Source organism: Streptomyces sp. NPDC048370, assembly GCF_043200825.1.
Taxonomy (GTDB): Bacteria; Actinomycetota; Actinomycetes; order Streptomycetales; family Streptomycetaceae; genus Streptomyces.
In genome coordinates, this window is the sequence record NZ_JBICYI010000006.1 from 322,828 (window position 1) to 344,095 (window position 21,268).

The window sequence follows — 21,268 nt, forward strand, 5'->3', positions numbered from 1 at the left end:
CCCCACAACAAGGGCGGTACGGAGCGGCGGCTCAGCGGGTCAGGCCGGGCCGTACCGTGCGTACCGCGCTCCGCTCGAACGGGCCCAGTAGGGGTCTCCGTACGACCAATGCCACCAAGCCGCAGGGTAGTTGACGAGTCCGGCGCCGGTCATGGCGTTGCCGAGGTGTCGGCGTGTCTCGGCGGCGACGGGGTCGAGCCCGGGCGCCGAGAGCCGCCGGAACGGCGACCGCGCGTCCCCGGGGGCCGACCCCGTCCACAGCGGGGCGCCCTCGACCGTGCAGAGCGTGAGGTCGACGGCGGCACCGGTCGCGTGCGGGCCGTCCGGCGGGCCGGGAAGGTGGCCCTGGATCACGAGGAGGCGCAGCCCGGCGGGGAGCAGGGTCTGCGCGGTGACCAGGCGGTCGACGACACCGAGCCGCAGCCGGGCGGGCCGCCGGCCGAGGCGCAGGACGGCGACGCCACGCAGATCGACCAGCGGCTCGCCGCACTCCCGCACCTCGACCGTCGCCGCACCTCGCACCACGGGAGGGTGTCGCCGCCCGCTTCAGCTTTCCTTCAAGAGCGGGTGCGAGGCGGCCGTCATGCCAGTACGGCAGCCCGGCAGTGCGTCAGTCCGGCAGTGCGTCAGTGCCGGAAGAAGATCCGGTCGGCGTACTCCGCCATCACACGGCCGTTCCACTCGTGGCCGCCGTCGACGTTCCCCGAGCGCAGCAGCGGCGGCTCGATGCCCAGGCGGACCATCTCCTCGGCCGCCGCGGCCATGGTGGCCTGCATCAGGGCGCTGGTGACGACGGTCGAGGCGGGGGCGAACGGCGCCTCGATGCCCTCGTGCGTCAGCTCGGCGTCACCGATCGCGATCCGCGAGTCGAGGACGATGTCGCAGTGGTCCTTCAGGTACGTCCCCGAGACGTGCCGGGACTTCGTCTCCGTCGCGTACGCCACCGAGGTGACGCCGATCACCGTCAGGCCCAGGGCGCGGGCGTTCATCGCCATCTCGACGGGCAGGGCGTTGCGGCCGGAGAGGGAGATGATGATCAGGACGTCGCCGGCCTTGGCGGGCGAGGAGTCCAGAACCGCGCCCGCGAGCCCGTCCACGCGCTCCAGGGCCGAGCCGAGCGTCGCGGGCATGACGTCGACGCCGACGACCCCGGGGACGGCCAGCAGGTTCATGAGGGCGAGGCCGCCCGCCCGGTAGACGACGTCCTGGGCGGCCAGCGAGGAGTGGCCGGCGCCGAACGCGAAGAGCCGACCGCCGGCGGCGACGGCCTCGGCGATCACGGTTCCGGCGGCGGCGATCTCCTCGGAGTCCTGGTCGCGGACCTGCTGCAGCAGGCCGATCGCGGCATCGAAGAACTGCCCTGCCAGCTTGGACTCGCGCGCGCTGTCGCCCATTGCGGAAGCTCCTTGTCGTCGTGTCGCGGATCACCGTGCGGTCTGGACCATTGCTCTGTCAATACCGTCTTTGCCCGGCGTTTCCCCCGCGCGGCACGGTTGTCGGCGGGATGCGTCAGAATTGGTGCAGGGCCAGCGCACGACTCATCGAGGGGCACGTATGTCCGGACTGATCGACACCACGGAGATGTATCTCCGCACCATCCTCGAACTGGAAGAGGAAGGTGTGGTCCCCATGCGCGCCCGGATCGCGGAGCGGCTCGATCAGAGCGGCCCCACGGTCAGCCAGACGGTCGCCCGTATGGAGCGGGACGGTCTGGTGGCGGTCGCAAGCGACCGGCACCTGGAGCTGACGGACGAGGGCCGCCGCCTGGCGACGCGCGTGATGCGCAAGCACCGCCTCGCCGAGTGTCTCCTCGTGGACGTGATCGGCCTGGAGTGGGAGCAGGTCCACGCGGAGGCCTGTCGCTGGGAGCACGTGATGAGCGAGGCCGTGGAGCGGCGCGTTCTGGAGCTGCTGCGGCACCCGACGGAGTCGCCGTACGGCAACCCGATCCCGGGCCTCGAGGAGCTGGGCGAGAAGGCCGAGGCGGAGTCCTTCCTGGACGACTCCATGGTCTCCCTCGCCGACCTGGACGCGGGCCCTGACGGCAAGACGGTGATCGTGCGCCGGATCGGCGAGCCGATCCAGACGGACGCCCAGCTGATGTACACGCTGCGTCGGGCGGGTGTGCAGCCCGGTTCCGTGGTGAGCGTGACGGAGTCGGCGGGCGGCATCCTGGTCGGCAGCAGCGGCGAGGCGGCGGAGCTGGACTCCGAGGTCGCGGCCCACGTCTTCGTGGCGAAGCGCTAGGTCGCGTCCGGAAAGTCTGGCCTGGCTCGCGACGCCCGGCACGCACGCTCGCCGCGTTGCCGAAATGCCCACGTAGCTCCGCTACGAGAGCATCCCGGCGCCTTGCGATCGCACGCACCGGACGCCGCGAGCCCCGCCCTCCGGGCGGACGACCATACTTTCCGGACACTCCCTAGGGCCTCTCGCGGCGACCGCCGGCGGGCGACCGGACCGGTAGCGGGCGACCGCACCGCTGTCGGGCACGCGGCCGTACCCCGCCCCCCGGGCCGTCCCCCCGCCCCGGGGGTCGAGTGCGCCCGCCGCCGGGCCGTCCCCCCGGCCTCCCGGTGGCTGAGTGCGCCCCCGAAGTGCGCCCCGGCCCGTTTTACGGCGGAATCGCCACGCCCGCACCCCTCGGCGTGCCACGCTGGGTTCGGTTCGTACGGCCGGGGAGGGGTGGGTGCGATGGAGTCGTCGGCGGCGGTGCGCCATCAGACAGAGGGCCCCGGCGCCCATGGGCGCCGGGGCCTGTCCTCCCCTGTGCTGACCCGGAGCCCCGAGCTCCCAGGGTCATTCCCCTCGGACCGTTTTCCCCGAGCGGTCCGCCTCCCGTTGAAGATCTCCCCTCGGCGGCGCGCGTCAATCCTTGAGCGCGGTCACTCGAACGAGGGGTGTTACGTGGCAGAACCCCATTTTCGAATATGGGTTCGATAGTCTGACGGGGCTCGACACGCTCGATGGAAAGAGGGGGTGCCAGGGAACATGGTGCGACGACTCGACATCACCGGGGCCGACGGCGTACGCCTGGCTGCCTGGGAGTTCACGGAGGAGCAGACACCGCCGGCCAGGACGTCCGGTTCCGGGGTCTTACTGCTGCACGGCCTGATGGGGAGCGCCTCGCACTGGGCCCCCACCGCCCGCTGGCTGGCCGAGCGCCATCGCGTCGTCGCCCTGGACCAGCGCGGTCACGGCCGCAGCGAAAAGCCCGCCGGGGGACCTTTCACGCGTGAGGCGTACGTCGCCGACGCGGCGGCCGCCGTCGAGCAGCTGGGCCTCGGCCCCGTCACCCTCGTCGGACACTCCATGGGCGCCCTCACCGCCTGGCAGCTCGCCGCCGAGCATCCCGACCTCGTCCGCGCGCTGGTCATCTGCGACATGCGGGCATCGGCCCTCGGGGCCGCCTCGCAGCGCGAGTGGACGGACTGGTTCCGCCGCTGGCCCGTGCCCTTCCCCTCGCTCGACGGCGTGCGGCAGTGGTTCGGCGAGGAGGACCCCTGGGTCGAGCGGTCGAACCCGGCGCGCGGCGAGTTCTTCGCCGAGGTGATGACCGAGCGCCCCGACGGCTGGTACCCGCTCTTCGACCCGGCGCAGATGCTGACCTCCCGCGAGACCTGGGTCCACGACGCCCACTGGGACTCGCTCGCCCAGGTCCGCTGCCCCACGCTCGTGGTCCGCGGCCTGGACGGCGAGCTGGGCCGCGCCGAGGCCCAGGAGATGGTCCGCGTCCTCCCGCGCGGGGCGTACGCGGAGATCCCGGACGCCGGCCACCTCCTGCACTACGACCACCCGGACGCCTGGCGCACGGCGATCGAGCCGTTCCTGGAAGGCGTCCTCACCTCATAGGGCCGCGTAGGCCCAGGGCCTCGTAGGCCGGCCTCGTAGGCCCCACCCTCACCTCGAAGGCCCCGCCTCGCGCGGCGGGACAGGCCGGTCGTAGATGTTGTTCGGGGTCACGATCTGGGTGATCGCCCGGGCGACCGGCGAGCTCGGCTCCACGCCCTGGGTCGTGATGTCGGTGTTGAGCATCAGCACCAGCGTGGCCTTCTGCGAGGGCAGGTAGACGGTCACGGTCTCGTACCCCGGGATGGAGCCGTTGTGCCCGATCCAGCCGCCGCTGTTCATGATGCCGAGGCCGTAGCCGGTGCCGGGGAAACCGGTCGGCAGGAACTTCAGCCGCTGGGCCTGGGTCTCCGGGCTGAGCAGCTCACCGGTCGCGACGATCTTCGCCCAGCGGCGCAGGTCCTCCAGGTCCGAGATCATCGCCCCGGCCGCCCAGGCCCAGCTGGGGTTCCAGTCCGTGGAGTCGGTGACCTGGCCGGTCAGCGTCTGGTTGGTGTAGCCGCGCGGGTGCGGCTCGGGGAACTCGGGGCCGTCCGGCAGCAGCGTGTGGTCCAGCTTGGCCGGGCGGAACACCCGCTTCTCCAGGACGTCGACCAGACGGTGCCCGCTGACCTTCTCGACCACGAGGCCGAGCAGGACCAGGTTGCTGTTGGAGTACTGGAACTGCGCCCCCGGGTCGAAGGTGTTCTTGTGCTTGTAGCCGTACGCGAGCACTTCGTGCGGGGTGAAGAAGCGGCTCGGGTCGCTGAGCAGGTCGTGCTGGAAGTCCGCGTCGTCGGTGTACGGGAAGAGTCCGCTGCGCATCTCGGCGAGGTGGCGCAGGGTGATGTTCTGGCCGTTCGGGACTCCGGCGATGTACTTCGAGATCGGGTCGTCGAGGCCGATCTTGCCGTCGTCGACGAGCTTCAGGAGCGCGGTGACCGTGAAGGTCTTGGTCTCGCTGCCGATCCGTACGAAGCCGTCGGTGGTCATCGGCTCGCCGGTGACCTTGTCGGCGACGCCGGTCGCGCGGACGTAGCGCCCCTTGCCGGGCATCCACAGCCCGACGACGAGGCCGGGAATACCGGCCTGCTTCCGGACGTCCTCGATGGCCTTGTCCAGCCGAGCGGTCAGCTCGGGCCCGAAGCCGTCGGGCGGGCAGTCCTCCCCGCCGTGGTCGAACCCCACGTGAGGGGCGGTGGGGGTTGAGGGGACGGCCGTGGCGGGAGCGGTGGCCACCGGGGCGAGGACGGACGCCACGAGCAGTGCTGCGGCGAACAGTCGGCGTCGACGGGCGGGGGTACGGCGCATGGCGGGCGTCTCTTCCAGTTCAGGATTCGGGAGGCAGGATCCGGAACGCCAACCTGACCCCCGCGCCCGCGCCCGTACCCCTTCCTCGCCCCGCCGCCCCGGTGAGTCCACTCTTTCGGTCCCCGTCGGATCGCAGCCGGACACCCCGCCACCGGCCGCCTGACCGCCCGGGGTCCCGGGCGGTCACCTCGCGATCCTCACCGTCCGTCAGCAGCGGTTGGGGACACCGCCGGTGCTGTCGCCGCTGAGGGCGATCGCCGAGACGTAGCCGTTCTGCCGGGGCCAGGTCCGGTCGATGAGCACCCACTTGCTGCTCGTGTATCCGGCGAGGGTCACGTTCTCGCCGTAGGTCCAGCAGATCGCGCTGTAGGTGTTGCCGGGGGAGACGTAGCTGAGGATCTCGCTGCCGGTGTTCGGCTCCGCCCGGACGTTGGCCTGCAGCCACGCGTGGACCTGGGTGTTCAGGACCTTCGGCGGCGCCGCCGGGGCCGCCGCACTCTCCGTCTCTGCGGCGTGGGCGGTGGTGCCGGTCAGGGCGAGCAGGGCGGCCGAACCGGCGACGGCCGCCGTCACTGTCCATCGGGTACGCATGGCTTTCCTCTCCGTGGTCACGGGACGGGAACGGGTACGGGAACGCGCTTCCGAATCCTCATCGGGGCGGCCGGTCCGCCGGTAGCCGATTCCCCGCCACTCCGGGACGTACGGGGTCCGCGTGACGCGCGATGGCCGGACTTCGCCCGGCAGGAGCGCCACCCGCCCGGCGGTACCCGGGATCCCGGACGGAACGGCCCCCGGAAAGTATGATCAAGCGATGTCTGACATGACCGAAACCACGCCCGGATGGCTGACCACGGACGAGCTGGACAGCGCTCGGGCGCGGATGCCGATCCTGTACGTCGAGGCCGTGCCCGTCCGCGTGGACGACAGCGGCGAAGTGACCAGCATCGGACTGCTGCTGCGCATCGGGGCTGACGGAACGATCAGCCGCACCCTGGTGTCCGGCCGCGTCATGCACCACGAGCGCGTCCGTGACGCGCTGCTCCGGCACCTGGAGAAGGACCTCGGGCCGGTGGCCCTCCCGCGCGTCCCCGCCTCCCTGCAGCCGTTCACGATCGCCGAGTACTTCCCCACGGCCGGTTTCACCCCGTACCACGACCCGCGCCAGCACGCCGTGGCTCTCGCGTACGTCGTCCCGGTGTCCGGCGACTGCCGTCCCCGGCAGGACGCCCTCGACCTGGTCTGGCTCACCCCCGAGGAAGCCGCGTCCCCGACCGTGCAGAACGAGATGCCGGGCGGCCAGGGACTCCTCCTGAAGCAGGCCCTGGCGTATGTCGGGTACGCGTACTAGGGGCTGTCCGACGGATCATGGCCGGGCAGCTCACGCAGCAGTAGCCACCACGGCCCTCCGTACGCACTCCGCCAGCCGGGCGGCGATCGTGCCGGCCGGGTCGAGGCGGGGGTTGAAGATCGTGACGTCGAGGCCGACGGCACGGTCGTCGGTCAGCGCCGTGGCGAGCACGTCCTCCAGCTCCGACCAGCTGAGACCGCCGGCCTGGCGGTAGTCGACGGCCGGCATGACCGCGTCGTCGAGGACGTCGACGTCCAGGTGCACCCAGAACCCGGCCGTCCCGCCGCCGGTGAGCCGGTCGACCGCGCCCCGCGCCGCCCCGGCGGCCCCGGCCGCGCGGACGTCGTCCAGGTCGAGCGCGTACAGCCCCGGCGGCAGCGGCTGCATCCCGGCGGCGGCGGACTCGTCGGCGTCGCGGAACCCGAAGACGACGACGTCCTCGTCCGGGACCAGCGGCCCCCGGCCCTCCCACTCGGTCAGCAGCCGGGGGCCACGGCCCGTGACGAGGGCCAGTTCCATCGAGGCCGCCTCGCCGGTCGGCTCGGCCGACGGCTGGTAGAAGTCCGTGTGCCCGTCCAGGAACAGCAGCCCGTACCGGCCCCGGCGGCGTAGCGCGAGCATGTTCCCCAGCAGGATGCTGCAGTCCCCGCCAAGGACGAGCGGGAAGCGCCCGCCGTCGAGGACCTCGCCCACCGCGTCGGCGAGGAGCACGGAGTACCGGGCGATGGAGACCGGGTTCAGGACCCCGGTCGCGGCGTCCCGCCTCGGGTCGTACGCCGGAGCCTCCACCCTGCCCGCGCGTACCGCCCCCGGAATCCCGTCGGCAAGCCCCGCGCCGAGCAGCGCCTCGGGCAGCTCCTGCACACCGGAGGGCCGCAGGCCGAGCACGGACGGCGCCTCGACGATCGCCACCTCACCGGGCGTACGCGTACGCATACGTCCATGGTCCCGCCGTACGCGTACGTCAGCATTCCGTCCGCATTCCGCCCCGTCCCCGGCGGGCGCGACCGTGAAGCCGGCCTCCCGGCAGACGGCCGACGATCACCCGCGCGGTGGAGTGACGGTGGCCTGCTGTACGGTCCCCCTCGGCGGCGCGTCGAGGATCTCTCCGTGCCGCATCAGGGAGGGAAAAGACAATGCGCACAACCTGGGGAAGACGCCTGGCCACGGCGGTCACCGCTCTGGGGCTCACCTCGCTCGGGCTCCTGGGCGCGAGCACGCCCGCGCAGGCCGCGATCAAGGACTGCCCGAAGGGCTACTTCTGCGCCTGGCAGGCCGACAACGGCGCGGGCACGATGTTCAAGACGAACGTCGACAAGGCGACGCTCGGGTCCTGGGACAACAAGTTCTACTCCGTCGTCAACCACACGTCCCTGTACGCCTGCCTGTACAGCGACCCGAACTACAACGGCGCCAACGGCACCGACGTCTGGGATCCCGATCCCGCCGGTACCGAATGGGGCTACGCGCAGCCGAAGCTCGTCAGCTCGCTGAAGCTCGTCCCCACGCTGCGGGAGTGCGACGGGGCTCCGTACCCGGAGTGGCACTCCGCCGTGGCGCCCACGGCGTCCGGCTTCGGTGACATGAACGGTGACCGGCGGGCGGACGTGCTCGTCCGGGACGAGGCGGGCCGACTGTGGTTCCTGCCCGGTGACATGTCCGGCCGGATGGTCGGTTCGGGCGGGTGGAACGTGATGAACGCGCTCACCCGGCACGGCGACTTCAGCGGTGACGGCCGTGAGGACGTGATCGCGCGCGAGGCCTCGACCGGGAAGCTGTGGCTGTACCCGGGCACGGGTTCCGGGGCTCTGGGCACGCGCAAGCTGATCGGCAGCGGCGGCTGGAACGCGATGAGCCGCATCGTCGCGTTCGGTGACCTCTCCGGCGACGGCCGCGGCGATCTCGTCGCGGTGGAGAAGTCCACCGGGAAGCTGTGGCTGTACCCGGGCACCGCCTCCGCTGGCCTCGGCGCCCGGAAGCTGCTCGGCAACGGCGGCTGGAACGGTATGAACGCGCTCGTCGGCGCAGGTGACATGAACAAGGACGGCCGGGCCGACCTGGTCGCACGCGAGGCGTCCACCGGCAAGCTCTGGCTCTACCCGGGCAAGGCCGGCTCCTTCGGGCCCCGCGTGATGATCGGTTCTGGCGGCTGGAACGGCATGCACACCATCCTCGCCGTGGGCGACTACGGGGGCGACGGCAACGTCGATCTCGCCACCACCACCCAGAGCAGCTTCGTCGGCGAAGGCTGCCGGGGCGCCGGCTGCCTGGTGCTCTACCCCGGTACCGGCACCGGCGGCCTGCAGGGCGGGCAGCCGCAGGGCTGGGACTGGTGGCACCTCAACGGCGCCTTCTGACCGGCGGGAGGGCCTTCGTTCCGAACTGTCGGACGAAGGCCCTCCCTCTTGGCGCTCACTCAGAGCCCTCAGAGCGTGCTCTTCCACACGCTCAGAACGCGAACACCGTGCTCTTCCACATGCCGACGCTCATCTCGCAGCTGTTGCCGTACGTCGCCGACCACGTCACGCGCTTGCCCTTCCAGACGCCCTCGCCGGTGACCGTGACCGGGTCCCAGATGCGCGTGCAGGGGGCGGCGGCGCTCACCCTGGACAGCCGGCCGAAGTCCCCGTCCACGGCGCTCAGCTCCTCGCAGGCCGCCGCGGGCGCCGGGTGGGTGCCGCCGGCCGTGGGGGCGCAGCTGAGGGTCACCGCCCGGTCGACCCACGCCGTCGTCGCGGACTCGCCCTTGGCGACGGCGAGCACGAGCGCCGACGGCGGGTACAGCCCCGCGGGCTCGGCCTGCGCGGGTGCCGGGGTCGCGGCGACGCCGACCAGGGCGAGGCCGGTGGCGAGCGCGGTGGTGAGGGCGGTGTCACGGAGCAGGTGACGCATGAGAATGTCCCTTCGAGGCGGGTGCGACGTGATTGCGCGCTGGAGTCTTGTCGATGCGGAGGGTGATCGCACATCCGTCGCCACTTTCCGGTCACGACCGAACGTTCGGGCAGTTGGGAAGGGGTGCGCCCGCTCCCTGAGAGCGCTCCGAGCGCAACTGGTCCAAGGTCGAACGACCAACTGACCTGCGAACATAAAGAATTGGTTCGATTTGGTGCGACATCCGGCGAGGGCGGTTCGGCCGGAAGCCCGTGCAGGCGGGGGAACACCGCGCGTTCCCTGCCGTACTCTCGTCGCCAAAATCGGGAGGGGATCGATGCGCACCACCATTCTGAGAGGCCTGGCCACCGTCCTCGGCCTCGCCTCCGTCGCCGTACTCGGCGCGGGCACGGCTCCCGCGCGGGCCGCGGCCTCCGACTGCCCCAAGGGCTACTTCTGCGCCTGGAAGAACGAGTCCGCCACCGGGACCATGTTCAAGGCGAACACGGACCAGGCGACCCTGGGGAGCTGGGACAACGCGATCCGTTCGTTCACCAACCGCACGTCGATGTACGCCTGTCTGTACGACGAGAAGGACCACGCGCCCATGGGCGGGTACGCCTCGCTGCGCCCGGACGGGCCTGGCGAGTGGGGCGCGTGGCCGACCTCGCCGACCAGCTCGATCAAGTTCGTCCGCACCGAGCGGGAGTGCAGCCAGCCCCCGTACCCCCGTTGGGACGTCCTGTCGTCGGCCGCGGCGCCCTTCGGCGACATGAACGGTGACCGCCGGGCCGATCTCCTCACGCGGGACACGGCCGGGCGGCTCTGGTTCCTGCGCGGCGACGGCCAGGGCCGGCTCGTCGGCACCGGTGGCTGGAACGCGATGAACGCGCTGACCCGCCACGGCGACTTCGACAACGACGCCTGGGAGGACCTCATCGCCCGTGAGGCCTCCACCGGCAAACTGTGGCTCTACCCCGGCGTCGGCAGCGGCTTCTTCTACGAGCGCAAGCTCATCGGCAGCGGCGGCTGGAACGGCATGGCCCGGGTCACCGCCTTCGGCGACCTCTCCGGGGACGGCCGCGGCGATCTCGTCGCGGTGGAGAAGTCCACCGGGAAGCTGTGGCTGTACCCGGGCACCGCCTCCGGTGGCCTCGGCGGCCGGAAGCTGCTCGGCTCCGGCGGCTGGACCGGCATGAACGCGCTCGTCGGCGCGGGCGACATGGACCGCGACGGCCGTCCCGACCTGGTCGCCCGCGAGGCGTCCACCGGCAAGCTCTGGCTCTACCCCGGCGGCACCTCGACCCTCAAGGCCCGCAAGCTCATCGGCACGGGCGGCTGGAACGCGATGGACACCTTCATCGCGGTCGGCGACACCAACGGCGACGGCTATGCCGACCTCTCCACGATCACCAACGAGCAGTACCGGATCGACGGATACCCCGGCCACCTCGGCTGGCTGCTCTCCTACCCCGGTCTCGGCAACGGCTCGCTCGCGAGCGGGCAACGCGTCGACGGCGAGTGGTGGGGCCTGAACGGCGCCTTCTGACAGCGGTGCGGGCGGCCGGACCGAAAGGCCCGACCGCCCGCACCACACCGAATCACGGGACCGCCGTCACCCCTTGCTGACCGCCGCCAGGATCTCCGGCAGCCGTCGCGCCGTGCGCGGGGCCGCCAGCTTCAGGCCGCCCCACAGCAGCAGCGCGCCGTACAGCGTCCCGAGCGGCAGCAGGATCCACAGCAGGGACGTCTCGTCCTGGACGTTGAGGTAGATCGCCGCCCCGATCACCGGGGCGCACAGCAGCCCCGCCGCGAACATGCCGCCGAAGATCGAGATCCACGCCAGGCCACCCTGCCCGGGTGCCACGTTCTTGTACGCGCTGTCCTGCGGGATCGAGTACGGGAAGAGCGCGGAGGACAGCGCCCCGACCCCCAGCATCGCGCCGAGCAGCGCGAAGGCCACGCCCAGCGCGTCCGGCAGCGACGACCAGGCACCGGACACCATCGCCGTGCCCGTCGTCACCAGGACCGTGAACGGCAGGGTGATCAGCAGCAGCGTCAGCGCCCGCGCCCGCAGTTCGGCGTACGCGTCCGCCGGCGTCGAGATCGTCTGCGCGACCATCCAGAACGCCGAGGTGTCCTGCCCGAACTGGTTGTACATCAGCATGCCGAGCATCCCCGAGGCGAAGCAGGCCCAGTAGACCGAGCCCGCGCCCTGGAGGGCGTTGAACATCGGCACGATCGCGCCGAGCACGAGCGAGGTGGTCCACGCGGCCTTCGTCTTCGGGTCGCGCCAGATGTAGCGCAGGCTGCGCTCCATCACCGTTCCCGTACGCCCGCCGGGCAGCAGTCGCCCGAGGAGTCCCGTACTCGCCCGGCCGCTGCCGCCCGAGTCCGAGGCCGCGCCGATCGTCGAGCCGTCCGGCGTCGTCATCAGCTTCACCAGGCTCCGCTGCCACCAGTACAGCAGCGCCCCGAGAGCGACGACCGTCAGCAGCAACTGGGCGCCCGCGAGCGCGTAGTCGCCCTCGCTCGCCGAGTCCACCGCGGCGATCGCCGAGGCCGGCGGCAGCCAACCCACCACCGCGGCCGCCGGTTCGAGTGCCTCCAGGCCCCCGGCGCGGCTCAGCCGCTGCGCGCCGAAGTTGACCGCCTGGATCCCGACCGCGATCACCAGACCGCTCAGGACCGCCAGGTCACGCCCCTTGCGCGAGGTCAGCAGCCGTACGTTGGCGGCGGCGAAGGCCCGCGAGAGCGCCACGCACACCAGGACCACCAGCGGCACGGCGAGCACGGACACGACGACACCGGCCGAGCCCCGCGCGAGCGCGAGGGCCGCGCCGACGGCGACGATCAGGGTGAACGCCGGGCCGCTGCCCACCAGCGAGGCCACGAGCAGCGCCCGCACCAGCGGACGGGGACGCAGCGGCAGCATCACGAGCCGTGACGGGTCGAGCGTCTCGTCGCCGCCGGGTACGAAGAGCGGCATGACGGCCCACGACAGGGCGAGGAACCCCGCGAGCAGGATCGCGATCGAGTCGGCGTCCGCGTTGCCCCGCAGCAGGACGAACCCGAGCAGCACCAGCGCGCCGAAGAGCACGGAGATGACGATCGACGTCACATAGACGGCGGTCCGCCCGGCCGACTGCCGCAGCCCGTTGCGCAGCAGCGACAGCTTGAGCCGTACGAAGACCGAGGTCAGCGAGTCGGGAGTGGAGACGGGTGGCGCGGGAGTGGCCGCGGTCATCGGGCCGTCCCCCCGCCGAGCCAGTCCAGGGAGTCCCCGGCCGCGTCCCGCCCGTTCGCGCCGACCAGTTCGAGGAACGCGGCCTGCAGCGACGGCGCGTCGCCTCGTACGGCGGCGAGCGGGCCCTGCGCGCGGATCTGTCCCGCGGCCATCACGGCGACCCAGTCGCACAGCGACTCCACCAGCTCCATGACGTGGCTGGAGAAGACGACGGTCGCGCCGGAGCCGGTGTACCGCTCCAGGACGCCCCGGATCGTCTGCGCGGACACCGGGTCGACGCCCTCGAACGGCTCGTCCAGGAAGAGGACTTCCGGGTTGTGCAGCAGGGCCGCGGCGAGCCCGATCTTCTTGCGCATGCCGGTCGAGTAGTCCACGACCAGCTTGTTCTGCGCGCCGGCCAGGTCCAGGACGTCGAGCAGCTGCGCGGCCCGCTTGTCGACCTCGGCACCGGGCAGCCCCCGCAGCCGCCCGGTGTACGCGAGGAGTTCGCGGCCCGAAAGCCGCTCGAAGAGCCGCAGGCCCTCCGGCAGGATCCCGATCCGGGCCTTCACCTCGGCGACCGACTCCGGGTCGCGCCACACGTCGTGCCCGGCGACCAGCACCCGCCCGGCGTCCGGCCGGAGCAGGCCGGTGATCATGGAAAGGGTGGTGGTCTTGCCGGCGCCGTTCGGCCCGACGAGCCCGATGAACCTGCCCGCGGGCAGCACGAGATCGATGCCGTTCACGGCGATCTGCTGCCCGAAGCGCTTCCACAGCCCCTCGACACGAACGGCGGGCACCGCGCCCGGTCCCCCGGGGGCGGTGCCCGCCGTTTCATAGATTCCGTCAGATGCCTGGTCAGGCATGGTCCGTCAGCCCTTCGGTCGTCCCCGTACTGCGTACGAGGTCACCCTAGGCCGTGCTCCTGGAGAGCACTTGTCACGGGCGTCGCGCCCGAGCCGCCGCCGCTTCCCGCCCGCAGGCGTACGCGAGGGGGCTGATCAGCTCCTCGGCGTCCGGCAGCCAGCGGTTCGCGGGGGTGGGCCGCCTCGCCCACTGCACCGCGCCGTGCCCGCCGACCCGGGTGGGGGGCGCCGCCACGTAGAACCCCTCGCCGCGCGTGGTCAGATCGATGGAGGCCGGGGCCCAGCCCAGCTTCCGTACGAGATCGGGGACCTTGGCCGCGGCGCCCGGCAGGACGAAGAAGAACATCCGGCGGTCCGGCGTACACGTCACCGGGCCGAGGGTGAGCTCCATGCGCTCCATCCGCGCGAGCGCCAGGAAGCCCGCCGACTCCGGCACCTCGATCGCGTCGAAGGTACGGCCGGTCGGCAGCAGGATCGACGCCTTGGGCTGCTTCGACCACATGCGCCGCGCCCCGACCGCGCTGCCGGTCGCCTGGGTCGACCAGTCGGGCCTTGCCGGGTGGGCGCCAGGCGTGACGCACGCCTCCGCGCCGCAGGAGCACCGCTCCCTGCCCTCGACCGCTTCCAGCCAGGTCCCCGGGAACACGTCCCAGTGCCGCTCTTCCGCATACCGCACGGCGCTGTCCAGCAGCTGCTCGCCTCGCTGCTTGGGGATCTGTGCGGCTTCCGTGACTCCGATGGTCTCTTCCACGGTGAACTCAACTCCCGCCGTCACCTGGGGTTACGGGCGGCGGGCCGCGCGGTGTGGAGCATCGATCCTGCACGACGGGGCGCACAGGTGCACGGACGGGGGCGCGCGTGGGGCCGGGGAGCGGGGGTGGGGTAGCCAGAGGTGGGGGGTGTCGGCCGTGCCCCGCACCGGGGTCCGTGGCCGATGCGTCCGGTTTCGCGTGTTCACATCGGCATTGACCGGATATCCGCCGGGCAGTGATCAGTTCTCATCGATCACTCACGGCCTCAGGGGGTAGTCATGTCAGCCAGGCCACTCGTCGCCCGCCAGCCGAACGAACGGCTGCAGGCGCTCATTCAGGAGGCCGCGTGTTCCAACGCGGGCCTCGCCCGCAGGGTGAACATGGTCGGGTCCGAGCGCGGTCTCGATCTGCGGTACGACAAGACGTCGGTGGCGCGTTGGCTGCGCGGGCAGCAGCCGCGCGGCCGGGCTCCGGGGATCATCGCGGAGGCGCTGGGCCGCAAGCTGGGCCGGACGGTCACGATCGACGAGATCGGGATGGCGAACGGCAAGAACCTGGCGGCAGGTGTCGGGCTGCAGTTCGCGCCGACGGTGCTCGGCGCGATCGAGCAGGTCTGCGAGTTGTGGCGCAGCGACGTGGGGCGCAGGGACTTCCTCTCCGGGTCCACGGTGGCGGCCTCCGCGCTTGTGGAGCCGAGCAGGGACTGGCTGATCACGGGCGCGGACGCGCACGTGGCCCGGTCGGCCGGGGCGCGGGTCGGGGTCTCGGACGTGGAGGCGGTCCGGGCGATGACGGCGTCCCTGGTCGACCTGGACCGACGGTTCGGCAGCGGGCATGTGCGGCCGGTGGTCGTGCACTATCTGAACAGCGTGGTGGCGGGGCTGCTTTCGGGTTCGTACCGGGAGACGGTCGGCCGGCAGCTGTTCGCGGCGGTCGCGCGGCTCACGGAGCTGGCCGGGTACATGGCGGTGGACACCGGGCAGCCGGGGCTCGCCCAGCGGTACTACATCCAGGCGCTGCGGCTCGCGCAGGCCGCCGGGGACCGGGCGTACGGCGGGTATGTGCTCGCCGCGTCGATGAGTCATCTTGCCGCCGAGCTCGGAAACCCCCGGGAGATCGCGCAGTTGGCGCGGGCGGCGCAGGAGGGCGCGCGGGGGCGGGTGACGCCGAGGGCGGAGGCGATGTTCTTCGCGGCGGAGGCCCGGGGGCACGCGCTGCTCGGGGACGCCCACTCCTTCGAGGTGGTCGCGGGGCGTGCCGTACGGGCCCTGGAGCGGGCGGAGCCGGAGTCGGGCGACGACCCGTCGTGGATCGCGCACTTCGACCAGGCGTACCTCGCCGACGAACTGGCCCACTGCCACCGGGACCTGGGGCAGGCGGAGGAGGCGGCGCGGGCGGCCGAGGCGTCGCTCGACGGCCACCCGGAGACGCGGGCCAGGCGGCGGGCGATCGGCCTGGTGCTGCTGGCCTCCGCGCACGTGCAGCGGCGCGAGGTGGAGCAGGCCTGCCACACGGGCACGCGGGCCCTCGAACTCCTCGCGACGCTGCGGTCCTCGCGGGGGGCGGAGTATCTGGACGACCTGAAGGACCGTCTGGACCCGTTCGCGGGGGAGCCGGTGGTACGGGAGTTCGGGGCGCGCCTCGCGCTGTACGCGGCGTGACGGTCAGGGCCTCCAGGGGCTGTCCGGAGAGGGTGTGTCGGCGTCGCCGCGGGGCGGTGCGGGCTTGGTGTAGAGGACTTCGCGGGCCTGTTCGGCGGCGCGGGTGATGCTCTCGGCGACGAAATCGACGAAGCGGGCGATGTTCTCCAGGCGGGCGGCGGCGGGGGTGTCGGAGCCGAGGACGCGGACGCCCTCCCGCGCGGTCTCGGCGAACTCCGCGTTGGACCGGGCGGCGGCGACCATCGACTGGTACCAGACGTCGGCGTCGGCGAAGTAGCGTTCGCGGCGGCGTTCGTCGCGTTCCCGGCGGACGAGGCCCTGGCTTTCGAGGAACGTGATGGCCTTGGAGATGGACGCCGGGCTGACCTGGAGGCGCTGGACGAGTTCGGCCGCCGTGAGGCTGCCCGAGTCGGTGGTGAAGAGGCAGGTCAGCACCCCGGCCGTCATCTTGGGCAGGCCCTGCCGCATGAGGAGGGTGGTGAACTGCTCCTCGTACGCGCGCACCTCCTCGGCGTCGCGGCCGTAGGGCTGCGGGGGCGCCTCCGGCCCCTTGGGGGTGGTCGGCCTCCGCCGGTGGGCGCGGTGTTCGGTGGCGCGGTGGGCCAGGTCGGCGCGGTACGCGGTGGGGCCGCCGTTGCGCATCACCTCGCGGGTGACCGTCGAGGTGGGCCGGTCGAGGCGCCTGGCGATCTCCGCGTAGGCGAGGTTGTCGGCCAGACCCAGCGCGATCTGCTGGCGTTCCTGCTGGGTGAGTCTGCCTCCCGGCATCGCGATCTCCCTTCGATCTTTCTCGCTGCGGCCGTCAGCATAGCGTTCACCTGTCACCCAATGCAACGCAAGATGGGATGTCTGTTGCGTTAGATGGTGGGTCGTTGCAATGAATTGAGGGCTCTCACCTGCGCTGATGCCTATTCAGTGCAACGACTGTGTTGCGTGATCAGTGAACACAACGTAGCGTTTGCGATGTCAGAAACACGAAGCGCAGACCAGGAGAGCATCATGCAGAAGTTCGCCACCACCGCCCCGATCGCCGCCGTCCTCGACATCACCGCGGGCCGCGTCCAGGTCATCGCCGCCGACCGGGCCGACGCCACGGTCGAGGTCCGGCCCGCGAACCCCTCGAAGGGCCGCGACGTGAAGACGGCGGAGGAGACCACCGTCACCTACACGGACGGCGTCCTGCGGATCGAGACCCCGCCGGCGAAGAACTCGCTCCTCGGCAACGTCGGATCCGTCGAGGTCACCGTCCAGGTGCCCGTCGGCTCCCGCGTCGAGGCGAGGGCGGCCGCCGCCGAGTTCCGGGTCGTCGGGCGGCTCGGGGACGTCGTCTTCGACGGCGCGCGCGGCGCGATCAAGATCGACGAGGCCGCGAGCGTCCGCCTCACCGCCCTCGACGGTGACGTCACGGTCGGCCGCCTGGGCGGCCCCGCCGAGATCACCACGCAGAAGGGCGACATCCGGATCACCGAGGCCCACGGCGGCACGGTCGTGCTGAGCACCCAGTCCGGCGACGTGTCGGTCGACGCCGCACGCGGGGTCTCCGCCTCCCTGGACGCCGGTACCACCCTCGGCCGGATCCAGAACGCCCTCAAGAACACCGAGGGCGCCGCCGCCGAACTGGCCATCCACGCGACGACCGTTCACGGCGACATCACCGCCCGATCCCTCTGAACGGTACGAACGGGGGCGATCACGGGCCTGAGGTACGGGAGTTGACGGTGAGACCGGTACGGGTCCGTTGTGCGTCTGTTACCGGTCTCACACGCGTGTGCGCCGCCCTGGACGCACCCGGTAGCGTGAGCCGACGATTCCGTAGGTCCATCAGTAGGAGTCCCGGTGACGCAGAGCGGACAGGGGCCGGAGCCGCAGTATCCGGCGGTACGGCCCACGCACGAAGGTGTCGTGCTGCCCGCGGAGGGCGGCGTGGAGACCGGCCAGGGCGCGGGCCCGGCCGGAGGCCGGCCCTGGGGCGGCGCCTGGGGCCCCGACGGGGGACCGCACGGACAGCAGCAGCCCCCTCAGCCGTCCGCGCAGCCACTGCCCCCCGCCCAGCCGCTCCCGCCGGAGGCCGTGCCGGGCGGGGCCTCGGACATGCAGGCGACGCAGTACATCGCGCCGATCCCGCCGCAGGGCGCGCCGCCCGCCGCGGGACCGGGACCGATGCCCGGACCGATGCCGGGCGCGATGCCAGGGCCGATGCCGGGCGCGATGCCCGGAACGCAGGGGCGGATACCCTCCGACACCCCGCCGCCGGGCTACGGCTACCCGGCGACCGCGCAGCCGCACACCCGGCCCGGCTACGGCTACCCCCCGGCGGCTGCCACCCCGCCAGGACCCCAGCCCGGCGGGCCCGGCTACGGCTACCCGCCCGCCGCGCCCACGCCCACGCCGTCCGCCGGCGACATGCAGGCGACCCAGCACATCCCGCCCGTCGCCGCCCAGGGCGCCGGTTCGGAGACGCAGTTCCTCGGCACCGGCCCGCTCGGGCGGCCGCAGCAGCCCGCGGGAGCGTCCGACGCGACCCAGTACATCGCCCCCGTACCGGCGCAGACGCCCGGTGAGCGGCAGCCGCCCGCCGAGTTCGACAACCTCTTCCGCAGCGACGCCACGCAGCACATGCCGCAGCCGCAGCAGCACCACGCGCCGCAGCAGCCGCAGCAGCAGTTCCAGCAGGCGCCGTACACCCCGCACACCCCGCCGCAGCAGCAGTTCCAGCAGCAGCCGCCCGTGCCGCCCGCCTTCCAGGGCGCGTACCAGGACGACTACGACGACGAGCCCGAGCCGCGCCGCAAGTCGCCCGTCGCCCTGATCGCCGCCGTCGTCGTCGGCTGCGCGGTCGTCGGCCTCGGCGCCGGCGCGCTGCTCAGCGGTGGGGACGAGGAAAAGGACAAGGGCCCCGGCCAGAACGTGGCCGCCAGCTCCGGTGCTCCGTCGACCGCGCCGAGCGGAAAGGCGGCCGACCCCGCCGAGCCGCAGGCGCAGGCGCTCGACAAGCTCCTCGCGGACAGCAACAACAGCCGTGACGCGGTGATCCGTTCGGTCGAGGCCATCAAGCAGTGCAAGAACCTCGACCAGGCCGCCGTCGACCTGCGGGACGCCGCCGGGCAGCGGCGCGCCCTGGTGACCCGGCTGCAGGGGCTGACCGTCGACAAGCTCCCGGACAACGCCGCCCTGAACGCCGCCCTCACCGAGGCGTGGCAGGCGTCGGCGTCCGCCGACGACCACTACGCGGCCTGGGCGGACCAGGTCAAGGGCAACAAGAAGCTCTGCAAGGGCGGCAAGGCCAAGGGCACCTCGCACACCGTCGAGGCGGGCAAGAAGAGCTCCGACGCCACGATCGCCAAGCGCCAGGCGGCGGCCCTGTGGAACCCCACCGCCGAGAAGTACGGCCTCTCGAAGCGGACCCCCACCCAGCTGTAGGACGGGGGCCCGGCCCGGGGCGCTCGATGCTCCGGGCTGTTACGGAGCGCTGAGGACGGTGTCGCCGACGTCGACGAAGCCGGGCTTCTGCGCCACGAGCTGCCCCCTGCGCACCACCTGGAACGTCACCTCGTGGTTGACGATCCGGGGGAAGAGGGGAGCGCCGAGCATGTCCTCGTAGCGCCAGCGCAGCGGCGGGGTGAGGCCGCCGGTGTCGATCTGGACCCCCTGGTCCAGGGCATGTGCGACGGCGGCCGCCGAGATCGAGTCGCTGTCGAGCGATTCGATCACCTTCTTCAGGACGGTGTACGCGATCCAGGTCGTCTGGACGCCCGAGTCGGTCGGGTCGACCCGGTTGTCGACGAACGCGTGCTCCTTGATCACCTTGCGCATCGGCGCCCAGCGCTCGTCGTTCGCCTCCGGGTACCAGCCGGTGACGTACGCGCCCTCGAAGGGGCTGTGCGCGCCGCCCGTGCGGTCGATGACGGGCTGGCTGACGCTGCCGAGCACGGAAGAGATCCGTGCGTTCTCGGGGTTCTTGCCGTTGTCGGAACCCTGGTCGTCGCCCCGGTCGTCCTCGTCCGCCGGGAGGCGGCGGAAGGAGTCGAAGAAGGTCTGGGTGCGCTCGCCGAGGACGGCGGCGACGCAGCCGTCCTCGCCACCGGCCTTGGCGCGGGCGCTCTCGGCGGGCGCGGTGTACTCGGCGGCGTCCTCGACGGCCGGGATGTCGATCGCGCCGTCCCGACTGCTCTTGCGCAGGCCGGAGTTGAGGAGGTCCGGCAGCTTGTCGCCGGCGAGGGTGTCGGGCCGGACGAGGGAGACCTTGTCGCAGGACTCGGCGAGCTGCATGCCGTGACCGGCCATGAGCGAGGCGAGCCCGCCGTTGACGGGGTAGGAGAGCGGGCTGGTGAACTCGTCCTCGGAGACGCCGTAGCCGCCGATGTACGGGATCTCGGCCGCCTCCAGGGGGGCCATGAAGGCCCGTCCGTTCTGGCTGTACGAGCCGACGACGGCGACGACCTTCTCGCGGACTGCCCGGCGGGCGCAGGCGGCGGCACCGGAGGAGGTGTTCTGCTCGTTGCAGGTGAGGATCTTGAGCTCGTGGCCGTCGATCCCGCCGGAGGCGTTCACCCAGCGGGCGAAGGCCTGGGCCATGGCGGGCATGCCCGGCTGGTTGGTGGCGCGGGTCCCGTCCGGGGCCCACGTCATGACGGTGACGGGCTCCCTGGATCCCCCCGAGGTCCCAGGGATCACGCCACAGCCGGTGAGCAAGGACGCCCCCGCCGCTGCTGCAGTGGCGTACACGAGGAGTGAGGTCAGTCGCCTACCGGTCATGGACACGCACAATTCCGCCTCACGGGTAACGCAGAAGTGTGCAGGGTTCAACGACGGGTGACATGGCGGTGAATTGCCGGGGTCACGGTGGGGGTGAAGGGGGACTGTCCGTCGATCTTGACGGGGGAACGTACGATCGAACGGTGTCCAGTCCAGTCTCAGGTTCGGTGAACTCTTCCCGTCGCGGCCGTCGCTCCTCCACCATGGGCGGCATGCCGCTCAACGACTTGCCGTGGTGGCGCTGGCGCAGCAACGTGCGCTCGGCGCTGCACATGCTCTCCGACCCCGGGTTCCACGAGACCACCTGGCTGGCCGGCCAGGAGGGGTACGGCGACGTCACCGACGCCGTCTACCGCCTGGTCGAGGACACCTGGCTGGACAACTGGTCCGCCGAGAAGTACGTCGGGACGATCTTCCGCGACTCGGGCGAGGCCGCCCTGGTGGACGTGGCCGTGCTGCGCGTGCTCCGGATCATGCACCAGGTGGGCCCCGACGCGCCGTTCTCCGCGTACATGGAGCACCACGGGTGGCCGGAGGCCGTACGGGCCGCCCGCGAGGCACACGTACGGATGGCGTCCTCGGACGGCGAGGACCCGGACACGCCCCCGCGCTCCCTGGACGTGCTCCGTATCATGACCGGGTCCGCCTGACGG

20 protein-coding genes are annotated in these 21,268 nt (G+C 72.1%); 9 read left to right on the plus strand and 11 right to left on the minus strand.

The genetic code is table 11. The features are described from left to right. Window positions 1-39 precede the first annotated feature (39 nt). Together ACGFYP_RS16550 and ACGFYP_RS16555 are read right to left on the minus strand one after the other, a co-directional pair. The gene (locus ACGFYP_RS16550; protein ID WP_393493198.1) at window positions 40-522 is read right to left on the minus strand and encodes a M15 family metallopeptidase; all 483 of its coding nucleotides are present in this window, start codon (window positions 520-522) and stop codon (window positions 40-42) included. A gap of 104 nt (window positions 523-626) precedes the next feature. Beyond that, a complete protein-coding gene (locus tag ACGFYP_RS16555) occupies window positions 627-1,394 on the minus strand; it encodes an SIS domain-containing protein (protein WP_361960797.1) in 768 nt (255 codons plus the stop codon). 160 nt (window positions 1,395-1,554) lie between these two features. Here ACGFYP_RS16555 and ACGFYP_RS16560 point away from each other — a divergent pair, with 160 nt between their 5' ends. Both ACGFYP_RS16560 and ACGFYP_RS16565 read left to right on the plus strand, forming a co-directional pair. Continuing rightward, window positions 1,555-2,247, plus strand: a complete 693-nt coding sequence (locus ACGFYP_RS16560; RefSeq protein WP_361960799.1) for a metal-dependent transcriptional regulator — start codon at window positions 1,555-1,557, stop codon at window positions 2,245-2,247. A gap of 741 nt (window positions 2,248-2,988) precedes the next feature. Then, window positions 2,989-3,849 (plus strand): alpha/beta fold hydrolase, encoded by an 861-nt coding sequence (locus tag ACGFYP_RS16565; protein ID WP_393493203.1) that lies wholly within the window; start codon window positions 2,989-2,991, stop codon window positions 3,847-3,849. A 48-nt stretch (window positions 3,850-3,897) separates the two neighbouring features. Here the strand turns inward: ACGFYP_RS16565 and ACGFYP_RS16570 are convergent, their stop codons facing one another. Both ACGFYP_RS16570 and ACGFYP_RS16575 read right to left on the minus strand, forming a co-directional pair. Further along, on the minus strand, window positions 3,898-5,136 hold the full coding sequence (locus ACGFYP_RS16570; protein ID WP_393493206.1) for a serine hydrolase domain-containing protein: 1,239 nt from the start codon (window positions 5,134-5,136) through the stop codon (window positions 3,898-3,900). Window positions 5,137-5,343: 207 nt separating this feature from the next. Beyond that, the gene (locus ACGFYP_RS16575; protein WP_393493209.1) at window positions 5,344-5,727 is read right to left on the minus strand and encodes a hypothetical protein; all 384 of its coding nucleotides are present in this window, start codon (window positions 5,725-5,727) and stop codon (window positions 5,344-5,346) included. A 229-nt stretch (window positions 5,728-5,956) separates the two neighbouring features. On the opposite strand from ACGFYP_RS16575, the gene ACGFYP_RS16580 reads away from it, so the two are divergent. Continuing rightward, the gene (locus ACGFYP_RS16580; protein ID WP_361960982.1) at window positions 5,957-6,484 is read left to right on the plus strand and encodes an NUDIX hydrolase family protein; all 528 of its coding nucleotides are present in this window, start codon (window positions 5,957-5,959) and stop codon (window positions 6,482-6,484) included. Between the two features lie 30 nt (window positions 6,485-6,514). On the opposite strand, the gene ACGFYP_RS16585 is transcribed toward ACGFYP_RS16580, so the two are convergent. Further along, window positions 6,515-7,420, minus strand: coding sequence for an arginase family protein (locus tag ACGFYP_RS16585; RefSeq protein ID WP_393493212.1), 906 nt, complete (start codon window positions 7,418-7,420; stop codon window positions 6,515-6,517). 200 nt (window positions 7,421-7,620) lie between these two features. On the opposite strand from ACGFYP_RS16585, the gene ACGFYP_RS16590 reads away from it, so the two are divergent. Next, complete coding sequence (locus tag ACGFYP_RS16590) at window positions 7,621-8,841, plus strand: FG-GAP-like repeat-containing protein (protein WP_393493215.1); 1,221 nt, start codon at window positions 7,621-7,623, stop codon at window positions 8,839-8,841. 91 nt (window positions 8,842-8,932) lie between these two features. Here ACGFYP_RS16590 and ACGFYP_RS16595 read toward each other — a convergent pair whose 3' ends face one another. Then, entirely contained in the window at window positions 8,933-9,376 is a 444-nt protein-coding gene (locus ACGFYP_RS16595; protein ID WP_361960811.1) for a subtilase-type protease inhibitor, read from the minus strand. Between the two features lie 316 nt (window positions 9,377-9,692). On the opposite strand from ACGFYP_RS16595, the gene ACGFYP_RS16600 reads away from it, so the two are divergent. Further along, window positions 9,693-10,904 carry an FG-GAP-like repeat-containing protein gene (locus ACGFYP_RS16600; protein ID WP_393493219.1) on the plus strand — a complete coding sequence of 404 codons (1,212 nt, stop codon included), beginning with the start codon at window positions 9,693-9,695 and terminating at the stop codon, window positions 10,902-10,904. A gap of 66 nt (window positions 10,905-10,970) precedes the next feature. Here the strand turns inward: ACGFYP_RS16600 and ACGFYP_RS16605 are convergent, their stop codons facing one another. The 3 genes from ACGFYP_RS16605 to ACGFYP_RS16615 form a co-directional block, all read right to left on the minus strand. Continuing rightward, window positions 10,971-12,602, minus strand: a complete 1,632-nt coding sequence (locus tag ACGFYP_RS16605; protein WP_393493222.1) for a transporter — start codon at window positions 12,600-12,602, stop codon at window positions 10,971-10,973. After that, complete coding sequence (locus tag ACGFYP_RS16610) at window positions 12,599-13,447, minus strand: ABC transporter ATP-binding protein (RefSeq protein ID WP_393493225.1); 849 nt, start codon at window positions 13,445-13,447, stop codon at window positions 12,599-12,601. Before ACGFYP_RS16610 ends, ACGFYP_RS16605 begins: the two co-directional genes overlap by 4 nt. Window positions 13,448-13,520: 73 nt before the next feature. Continuing rightward, a complete protein-coding gene (locus ACGFYP_RS16615) occupies window positions 13,521-14,198 on the minus strand; it encodes a bifunctional DNA primase/polymerase (RefSeq protein ID WP_393493228.1) in 678 nt (225 codons plus the stop codon). A 279-nt stretch (window positions 14,199-14,477) separates the two neighbouring features. On the opposite strand from ACGFYP_RS16615, the gene ACGFYP_RS16620 reads away from it, so the two are divergent. Continuing rightward, window positions 14,478-15,860 (plus strand): transcriptional regulator, encoded by a 1,383-nt coding sequence (locus tag ACGFYP_RS16620; RefSeq protein WP_393493231.1) that lies wholly within the window; start codon window positions 14,478-14,480, stop codon window positions 15,858-15,860. 3 nt (window positions 15,861-15,863) lie between these two features. Here ACGFYP_RS16620 and ACGFYP_RS16625 read toward each other — a convergent pair whose 3' ends face one another. Next, entirely contained in the window at window positions 15,864-16,628 is a 765-nt protein-coding gene (locus ACGFYP_RS16625) for a helix-turn-helix domain-containing protein (RefSeq protein ID WP_393493234.1), read from the minus strand. 231 nt (window positions 16,629-16,859) lie between these two features. On the opposite strand from ACGFYP_RS16625, the gene ACGFYP_RS16630 reads away from it, so the two are divergent. Both ACGFYP_RS16630 and ACGFYP_RS16635 read left to right on the plus strand, forming a co-directional pair. Beyond that, window positions 16,860-17,531, plus strand: coding sequence for a DUF4097 family beta strand repeat-containing protein (locus tag ACGFYP_RS16630; protein WP_393493237.1), 672 nt, complete (start codon window positions 16,860-16,862; stop codon window positions 17,529-17,531). A 165-nt stretch (window positions 17,532-17,696) separates the two neighbouring features. Further along, window positions 17,697-19,280 (plus strand): hypothetical protein, encoded by a 1,584-nt coding sequence (locus tag ACGFYP_RS16635; RefSeq protein ID WP_393493240.1) that lies wholly within the window; start codon window positions 17,697-17,699, stop codon window positions 19,278-19,280. A 39-nt stretch (window positions 19,281-19,319) separates the two neighbouring features. Here ACGFYP_RS16635 and ACGFYP_RS16640 read toward each other — a convergent pair whose 3' ends face one another. Then, on the minus strand, window positions 19,320-20,615 hold the full coding sequence (locus tag ACGFYP_RS16640) for an ABC transporter substrate-binding protein (protein ID WP_393493243.1): 1,296 nt from the start codon (window positions 20,613-20,615) through the stop codon (window positions 19,320-19,322). A gap of 203 nt (window positions 20,616-20,818) precedes the next feature. On the opposite strand from ACGFYP_RS16640, the gene ACGFYP_RS16645 reads away from it, so the two are divergent. Then, window positions 20,819-21,265 (plus strand): hypothetical protein, encoded by a 447-nt coding sequence (locus ACGFYP_RS16645; protein WP_361960984.1) that lies wholly within the window; start codon window positions 20,819-20,821, stop codon window positions 21,263-21,265. Window positions 21,266-21,268: the final 3 nt, after the last annotated feature.